The organism is Pseudomonas sp. (genome assembly GCF_026224925.1).
Classification (GTDB): Bacteria; Pseudomonadota; Gammaproteobacteria; order Pseudomonadales; family Pseudomonadaceae; genus Aquipseudomonas.
Window position 1 is genome coordinate 1 of record NZ_JAMFRV010000276.1, and the last position, 8181, is coordinate 8181.

Annotated in this window: 8 protein-coding genes and 1 pseudogene; 5 read left to right on the forward strand and 4 right to left on the reverse strand. The window is 54.8% G+C overall.

The features are described from left to right. The coding region (gene cheR, locus M0974_RS12030; protein WP_297836498.1) for a protein-glutamate O-methyltransferase CheR at positions 1–738 on the reverse strand (738 nt) is incomplete at its 3' end. A gap of 54 nt (positions 739–792) precedes the next feature. After that, on the reverse strand, positions 793–1719 hold the full coding sequence (locus M0974_RS12035) for a chemotaxis protein CheV (protein WP_297836500.1): 927 nt from the start codon (positions 1717–1719) through the stop codon (positions 793–795). An 80-nt stretch (positions 1720–1799) separates the two neighbouring features. On the opposite strand from M0974_RS12035, the gene flgA reads away from it, so the two are divergent. The 4 genes from flgA (at position 1800) to M0974_RS12055 (ending at position 4372) form a co-directional block, all read left to right on the forward strand. After that, entirely contained in the window at positions 1800–2561 is a 762-nt protein-coding gene (flgA, locus tag M0974_RS12040; RefSeq protein WP_297836502.1) for a flagellar basal body P-ring formation chaperone FlgA, read from the forward strand. A gap of 138 nt (positions 2562–2699) precedes the next feature. Further along, positions 2700–3026 (forward strand): flagellar biosynthesis anti-sigma factor FlgM, encoded by a 327-nt coding sequence (gene flgM / locus M0974_RS12045; RefSeq protein ID WP_297836504.1) that lies wholly within the window; start codon positions 2700–2702, stop codon positions 3024–3026. A 49-nt stretch (positions 3027–3075) separates the two neighbouring features. Further along, entirely contained in the window at positions 3076–3543 is a 468-nt protein-coding gene (locus tag M0974_RS12050) for a flagella synthesis protein FlgN (protein WP_297836506.1), read from the forward strand. Positions 3544–3625: 82 nt separating this feature from the next. Further along, positions 3626–4372: a flagellar brake protein gene (locus M0974_RS12055; protein WP_297836508.1), complete on the forward strand. Its 747-nt coding sequence runs from the start codon at positions 3626–3628 to the stop codon at positions 4370–4372. Between the two features lie 547 nt (positions 4373–4919). Here the strand turns inward: M0974_RS12055 and M0974_RS12060 are convergent. Beyond that, positions 4920–6206, reverse strand: a pseudogene (locus M0974_RS12060) (MFS transporter); the annotation flags it as partial. 66 nt (positions 6207–6272) lie between these two features. After that, positions 6273–7514, reverse strand: coding sequence for a glutamine synthetase family protein (locus M0974_RS12065; protein ID WP_297836512.1), 1242 nt, complete (start codon positions 7512–7514; stop codon positions 6273–6275). Between the two features lie 384 nt (positions 7515–7898). On the opposite strand from M0974_RS12065, the gene M0974_RS12070 reads away from it, so the two are divergent. Next, positions 7899–8181, forward strand: a 283-nt coding sequence (locus M0974_RS12070; RefSeq protein WP_297836510.1) for a DegT/DnrJ/EryC1/StrS family aminotransferase, incomplete at its 3' end; no start/stop codon positions are given.

Sequence of the window (8181 nt, forward strand, 5' to 3'; positions counted from 1 at the left end):
CAGATAGCCACCCGGCTTCAAGGTGCTGTGAATACGCAGCAGGATGTCTTTTTTCACTTCTGCCGAGAAATAGATCAACACGTTACGGCAGAAGACCACGTCGAACTTACCGAGGCTGACGTAGCTGTCGAGCAGGTTGAACGAGCGAAACTCGACACGGTTTTTGATCGGCGCCTTGATCGCCCAACGGCCCGGCGTCTTGACGTCGAAAAAGCGCTGCAAACGTTCAGGAGAAAGCCCCCGCCCAATCGCCAGGCTGTCGTACTCGCCCGACTTGCAGTTAGTCAGCATTGTCCCCGATAAATCCGTGGCGACGATTTGCACGCCGCCTTTAAGCTGACCTATGTTGGTCCGCTCGAACTCGTCAATGGACATCGACAGCGAATAGGGTTCCTGACCTGATGAACAAGCAGCGGACCAGATTTTCAACCGCTGACCAGGGCTGGCCTTGATCATTTCCGGCAACACTTTGTTTTTCAGCACTTCGAACGGATAGGTGTCGCGAAACCACAGGGTTTCGTTGGTGGTCATCGCATCCACCACCTGCTCACGCAAACCACTGCGCGGCTGGGACTGGATACGTTGAATCAACTCACCCAGGGATTTAATACCCTGCTGCTCCATCAACTTATTGAGGCGGCTGGAAACCAGGTATTGCTTATTTTCACCCAGCAAGATGCCACAGGCTTTTTCCAGGAAGACCCGGAACTGTTCAAAATCCAAATTACCCGTAGACAAATAAACCGCCTCTAAACTCGTTTGTATCACCCGAGGGCAAAAGCCCTCCGGCGATTATTTCACTGCATTGATCCGGTCGACTACCCGGGACGCCAGGTCATCAGGTCGGAACTTCGCGAGAAAATCATCTGCACCGACTTTCTTGACCATTGCCTGGTTGAATACACCGGACAAGGAAGTATGCAGGATGATGTGTAATTTTTGCATGCGCGGATCGCTGCGAATTTCTGCGGTCAGGGTATACCCATCCATTTCAGGCATTTCAATGTCTGAAATCATCATCAGAAACTCTTCTTCGGGCTTCTTGCCCTCCTCGACCATTTTGCGCAAGTAATCCAACGCTTGCCGGCCATCATTGAGGGCAACCACCTCGACCCCCACCGTTTGCAGACAGCGTGACACTTGCTTGCGCGCAACCGAAGAGTCATCCACCGTCAAGACCCGCAGCGTTACCGCTTTCGCCTGGGTCTCGACATCCACGACGCCAACCGAAATATGCTCGGAGGTAGGCGCCACTTCGGCGAGGATTTTCTCCACGTCGATGATTTCGACCAACTGATTGTCGACCCGAGTCACTGCCGTCAAGTAGTGATCGCGTCCGGTTCCCTTGGGAGGTGGATGGATCTCCTCCCAGTTCATATTGACGATGCGCTCAACCGAATGCACCAGAAAACCCTGAATCTTGGTGTTGTACTCGGTAATGATCACGAAGGTATTACTGACGTCGTTCAAAGCGTCCGCACCGGTCGCCATCGCCAGATCAATGATCGGAATGGTCGCCCCACGAATACTTGCAACGCCGCGCACCACCGGATTGGACTTGGGCATTATTGTCAATTTAGGGCATTGAAGCACCTCTTTGACCTTGAACACGTTAATCCCGTAGAGCTGCTTGCCGTTCAAACGGAACAACAAAAGCTCAAGGCGGTTCTGCCCTACCAGTTGGGTGCGCTGGTTTACCGAATCCATTACACCAGCCATGCCGTGACTCCTAGACCAAAAGCTTCGAACCGAAGCACACTCACACGAGGAAGCGGCACGGGGCTTGCTTTTTAACTGTTATGAACGCAAAAACGACATTTTTCCGACGCATGGCATCATTCCCCGGCAGCTTACACTGCGCGGCAGTCGCGCTGTGGGTTTTCAGTCTCTGCCAACCTGCTCAGGCCGTGCTTTTAAGCGTGCCTGACCAGCTTATCGGCGTGACCCAGGGGTTTCTTGAATTCTCTGTTGAGGACTATCAAGCAACGGCGCACTTGGAGGGTCGCTATCAGATCCAGGTGAATACCCTCGACCCACGCTTAACGTTGACTCAATGCGACAAGGAATTGACAGCAAGCCTTGAGAGTCCAGCGCAACCCGTCGGCCGCGTTACGGTAAAAGTCCGTTGCGAAGGGTCGCTACCGTGGACGGTGTACGTGCCCGCCCAGGTACACTTATTTCGTCAAGTAGTGATCGTAAGGCGCCCCCTGAAACGCGCCACTGTCGTTAGTGAAGACGACGTTTACATGGCAGAGCGCGACATCAGTCAAATGCCCCAAGGCTTTATGACGTCGATCGAGGATGCTGTTGGGCAGAAAGTCACCCGGCCAATGATCAATGATCAGGTGCTTACGCCGCTGCAACTGGAACAGGCGGAAGTGGTACACAAAGGCGATCAAGTGGTGATTACCGCCAAAAGCGGCACATTGCAAGTACGCATGCCGGGCGAAGCACTCTCCAACGGCGGTATGAGTGAGCAGATACGGGTGCGGAACTTGAATTCGCAACGGGTGATCAAAGCTCGGATAACCGCCCCGGGGCAAGTTGAAGTCGCCTTGTGATCGCTGGCGCAATGGTGCAGAGTTTCCTAGACTGGCTCGTGCCTGCGGCGGCTTTTTCCGCATGTCAATTAAGCGCTAAAGTTATTGTGTGTTTGGCCGAAAACATGGCAAGCGTCCAAACACCTAGAGGTTTTAATCATGGTCATCGACTTTAGTCGGCTAAATAGCACGACTCCCGCTACGAGCAGTTCTCGTCCCAGCGCCACGAAGGAGACCAGCACTACAACAGCTGATGCCTCCAGCGTGTCGTCCAAGACCGCCGCCGTTAGCGTACCTACCGGAGAAGCTGTGCATCTCAGCGATGAGGCTCAGCGCCTACAAACAATCAGCGATACAGTACGCAGTCAACCTGTCGTCAACAGTGCCCGCGTGGCCGAGTTGAAGCAGGCCGTTGCCGACGGCAGCTACAAAGTCGACAGCGGCCGCGTCGCCAGCAAACTGCTTAATTTCGAAGCCCAGCGCTAGCCATAGGCTTGCGCCCGGGCTTTTGGACGCCTAAAACCCAGAGCCAGCCATGCACGACACTAACCTGTTGCAACTGATCACCGACGATTTGGCGCCAGCACAGCACCTGCTGGAGCTGCTGCATGCAGAATCCATAGCTTTGCATGGCCGCGACCTGTTTTTGCTCGAAGAAATTCTCGCGCAAAAGCAATCGTTGGTGATCATGCTTGAACAGCGTGGCCGCAAACGCAGCCAGATCCTCGTCAGTCTCAACCTTAAACCGGATCGTGAAGGCCTGGCCGAGCTCGCACGCAACTCTTCAGTAGGCGAAGCGCTACTCACCCAGGGTGATGCGTTGTCTGCCCTCATGTCCGAATGCCGCGCCGCCAACGAACACAATGGTCTGTCGATCAAACTGCAACAGGCGACCACTGCTAACCAGATGAAAATCCTGACCGGCGGCGAAGCGCCCACGCTCTATGACAACCGTGGATCGACTTCCCGGTTCACTAAGCCGCGTCCACTCAGCCAAGCTTAAATTCCTGTATCAAGGCGTCAAACATGCTGGCAAAATGCTGGCGATTGCGAGCTATAGTATTTTTGCCTGGGATGAATGATCAGTGTTCAATGCCTTAAACGCGGAAGATGCTCCGCAACCACCAAAAGTGCTTACGACGCCTTTGGAAATTGCCGCCAATCTGCGGTTGCTGCTCGACAGCCACGATCCGCTGATCATTACCTTCCATGAGCGCACCCAACGCTTTCAGAGTTTTTTGATTGAAGTTGACCGTGACAGCAACAGTATCGCGCTGGATGAAATGGTCCCGCGTGACGGTGAACGTTTCCTGACCAATGGTGAAGCGTATCGCGTTGAAGGTTTCCACGACGGCGTGCGTATCGCTTGGGAAAGTGTCGACGCCCTCACGATTGACGATGGCCATCACCGGTGCTATCGAGGCAAGCTGCCGACAGAAGTGGTTTATCACCAACGCCGCAATGCATTTCGGGCCGCACTCAAGCTCGCTTCATTGGTGAATGTTGAAGTTGCTGGCGATAAACTTCCTGCACCGATCGGCGGCAAGCTGTTGGATATCTCCGCTACCGGATGCAAATTGCGCTTTGAAGGCGATATTTCTGAGCGGCTGCAGTTGGGCCAGGTGTATGACCGGTTCATGGCCGCCCTGCCCTTTGGCAAAATGACGGCACCAGTAGAGTTACGGTATTTGCATTACGAAGAGCGAATCAACATTACCTTCGCTGGCATTCGTTTCCACAACATGAGCGGGCTGGTGCAACGTCAGGTCGAGCGCTTTGTGTATCAACTGCAGCGTGAAGCACGCCGGTTTGATAAAGACGACGATTTTTGATTGATGTGTGATTAGGCGGTGCGTCGTGCACTGCCTCAGATCAAAAAACTTTCATTCCTTTAACTAATTGGTTGGCGCTGGTTTGGGTGTGTATGTCCGGCATCTGTGGTTGCTGGAACTATGGTTTCGCTTTTACAGCGAGGAACCTTTTTCAAACGTCGGGGCGCCGAACCGCAAAAATGGTAACCCAAAACGCTTACCCCACCATGCGGGGCCTCTTTCCGTAATTTGATATTCAATTCACATCAAATCTCAAAGACAGATCAAAACCCCTGTAGGAGCGCGCTTGCCCGCGATGGATCGCGAAGCGGTCCCAAATTGGTCCATGCAGCTAAATTTGCCAGATTTGCGTTAACCGACCTACGACTGCTGCGCAGCCGATCGCGAATAAATTCACTCCCACGGCCTGTCGGCCAGAAGCATGTATCTATACAGACCAGTCGCCCTGACGCACACCTGCTTTTGATGTTTGCTCGTAAAACAGCAGGACCGCAGGGCCTTCATTTTTGGCGCCCGAAGATTAAACAGTCTCTTTCTCGGTACTTTCTTCCGGCTGTGGCTGCTCTTCAACCGGGGCTTGCATTTGCTCCTGGACCACTTGCTCATCTACACGCGGGTCCAGTGCAACCACCAGCGGCGAGCTGGACATGCTGTCTGGCATCGCCACGTGGTGCAGCGGTGCGTCTTCTACCTGGTGCAGATTAGTTACCGCTTTCGGTCGAATCCTCAACGCCAAGAGAAGTGCTGCCGCGCAGACGAAGGCATAAAGCATATTGCTGCCGAACATCTTCATCAACACACCCGCCGCCAGCGGACCGATGCTGGCGCCGATACCGTAGGTCATCAGCAGCATCGCCGTCAGTGACACGCGACGTTCGCCTTCGACGTGGTCGTTGGAAAACGCCACGGCCAAGGGATACAGACAAAACTGCATAAGCGACGCAAAGAAGCCGACCACGAACAGCACTTCCAGCGGCACGTGCGGCATGATCGCCAACGGGAAAGCGATCACTGCCAGTGCTGCAGCAAACGCACGAATCAGCACCGCCCGGTCGTAGCGGTCGGATAACAATCCCAACGGCCATTGCACCAGTAACCCGGCCAGAATGCAGCTACCCATGAACAAACCAACCTTTTCCGTGGGCAGGCCCTGCTGGGAAGCGTACAACGGCGCCAAGCCGTAAAACGACCCGATGATCAGCCCTGCCGCCAATACCGTACTCAGCGACTGCGGCACACGCTTCAGGAAGAACCGTGGCTCCAGTGGTGCCGGGTGCATAGGTGCCGGGTGGATGCTGCGGGTCATCGCTACAGGCACCAGGCACAGTGCGAAACACAACGCGACCAGCATAAGCAACTCTGGCCCCAACGCAGGGTGAATAACCAGAATCAACTGCCCCAGCACCAAGCCGAGGTACGAAGCAATCATGTAAGCGCTGAACACCGCCCCTCGCTGCTTGGCTTGGGCCTGCTCGTTGAGCCAGCTTTCGATCACCATGTATTGGCACATCATCCCCAGGCCCACGATCATCCGCAAAAACAGCCAGGCTGGCAGCCAGTCGACCAGTCCGTGCCCTAATACCGCGGCGCTGACGATACCCGCGCACGTCGCGTAGGCGCGAATATGGCCAACACGACCAATCAGCCGGTGGCCAATTTTTCCGCCCAGCACCAGTCCGAAGTAGTTGGCGGCCATCAGTCCGCCCACCCACAACCCGTCAACGTGCTCCGCGCCAAGGCGCAAGGCAAGGTAGGTACTTAACAAACCAGAGCCGATAAGCATCATCAGCGAAGCGAAATAAAGCGCTCGAAAAGACTTCCAGATTTGACGCATTGATGCCAGACGTTCCATATAGAAGGTAAGGAGTGACCCGGCCGGGCAACTCCAAAAACAACAGGTTTAAGCTTGAGCGGCCAATACGCGCCGTTCCCAAGGGGTAATTTCGTCAAAAAAACTGGTCAGTTCCATGCTCTTCGACGCGATGTAGCCGTCAATGAATTCAGCACCAAACAGCTCCTTCGCCAACTGACTGCGCTTCAGACGCTCCAAAGCAGCATGTAAGGTACATGGCAATGACACGTTATCCGGCACTTCAATCTCGCCTTGGATCGCCTCGGTTGGCTGCAGTTCATGCTCAATACCATAAAGACCTGCTGCAAGACTCGCGGCAATTGCCAGGTAGGGATTGGCGTCCGCACCGGGCAGTCGATTTTCCACCCTTCTGGCCACCGGCGCACTGGCAGGAATACGCAAGCCTGCAGCACGATTGTCATAAGACCAGCACGCATTGTTTGGTGACGCATACGGATGACACAAGCGCTGATAAGAGTTCACGTTCGGCGCAAACAGCGCGGTGAAGTCCGCCATGGCCGCTTGCTGACCGCCAATGAAATGCTTGAACATCGCCGTCTCATTGCCCTGCTCGTCACTGAACACGTTGTCGCCCGAGTGCAGGTCTAGCACACTCTGGTGAATATGCATTGAGCTACCCGGGGTGTGTGCCAACGGTTTGGCCATGCAGACCACAATTAGGCCGTGTTTAAGCGCAACTTCCTTGAGCAGGTGCTTGAACAGAAACGTCTGATCGGCCAGCAATAAAGGATCGCCGTGCAGCAGATTGATTTCGAACTGACTGACACCCATCTCGTGCATGAACGTGTCGCGCGGCAAACCCAGCGCGGCCATGCACGCATAGACCTCGGTGAAGAACGGACGCAAGCCGTTGTTGGAGCTGATGCTAAACGCCGAGTGACCGTCTTCACGACGACCATCCAGGCCGACAGGAGGCTGGAACGGTTGAGCCGGATCGGCATTTGGCGCGAACACAAAGAACTCCAGTTCAGTCGCCACCACGGGCACCAAACCGCGAGCGGCATACCGAGCGATAACCGCCTTTAGCTGAACTCGGGTAGAAAGATTCGAACCACCTCCGGCCAAATCATCCGCATCGCAAATCACCAGCGCCCGAGGCTGAGCACTCCAGGGCAGCCGATGAATCTGCGTCGGGTCTGCGACTAACGCCAGATCGCCGTCGTCGCTGCCGTAGAACCGCGCCGGTGGATAGCCACCCATAATGCATTGCAGCAACACCCCACGCGCCAATTGCAGGCGCCGCCCTTCCAAGAAGCCCTCGGCGGTCATTACTTTGCCCCGGGGCACGCCATTCAGGTCCGGCGTTACGCATTCAATCTCATCAATGCCTGCCAACCGCTGCGCGAGTAGGCTGTGGTCATCAACCGTCATGATTCAAATCCCTGATAAGTACATCAGCCGTTCAACGGCAACCTGTATAAAATACGCACCACCCGTTCGACATTTCAAGCACTGCGAAAATAAGCTGACCACCGCCCCCCCTGAGCGCCCCTTTTTAAATTCAAAAATTGGAGACTGGCCGACTTTTTGCTACTTCTCAATTGGTCTTCGGCTAGTTGCCATTTTTATGGCAGTCGATAAAGACGCAGGCTGCGCAACGCCACGTTGCTCCGCTGCGCGACCGCCCTCGAATTAGCATGAGTAAGGCAACTGATGAAAAGCCTGATCCCCGTTGCAAGTCCGCTACTACCTCCGCTGGAAGATTTCATCCCTTATCTGCAGGAAATCTGGCGGACTAAGCGGCTCACCAACGGCGGGCCCTTTCATGAGCAATTAGAGCAAGAGCTGGCCGACTATTTAGGGGTCAAATACCTTTCGCTTTTTGCTAACGGGACGCTGGCGCTGGTCACGGCGTTACAAGCGTTACGGATCAGCGGGGAAGTCATCACCACACCCTACTCGTTCGTCGCTACCGCGCACTCCTTACTCTGGAATG

Excerpts from the sequence above, each read along its gene's own strand:
- flgA (WP_297836502.1), top strand. The coding sequence starts at position 1,800 with ATGAACGCAAAAACGACATTTTTCCGACGCATGGCATCATTCCCCGGC.
- M0974_RS12065 (WP_297836512.1), bottom strand. The coding sequence starts at position 7,514 with ATGACCGCCGAGGGCTTCTTGGAAGGGCGGCGCCTGCAATTGGCGCGT.
- M0974_RS12050 (WP_297836506.1), top strand. The coding sequence starts at position 3,076 with ATGCACGACACTAACCTGTTGCAACTGATCACCGACGATTTGGCGCCA.
- flgM (WP_297836504.1), top strand. The coding sequence starts at position 2,700 with ATGGTCATCGACTTTAGTCGGCTAAATAGCACGACTCCCGCTACGAGC.
- M0974_RS12035 (WP_297836500.1), bottom strand. The coding sequence starts at position 1,719 with ATGGCTGGTGTAATGGATTCGGTAAACCAGCGCACCCAACTGGTAGGG.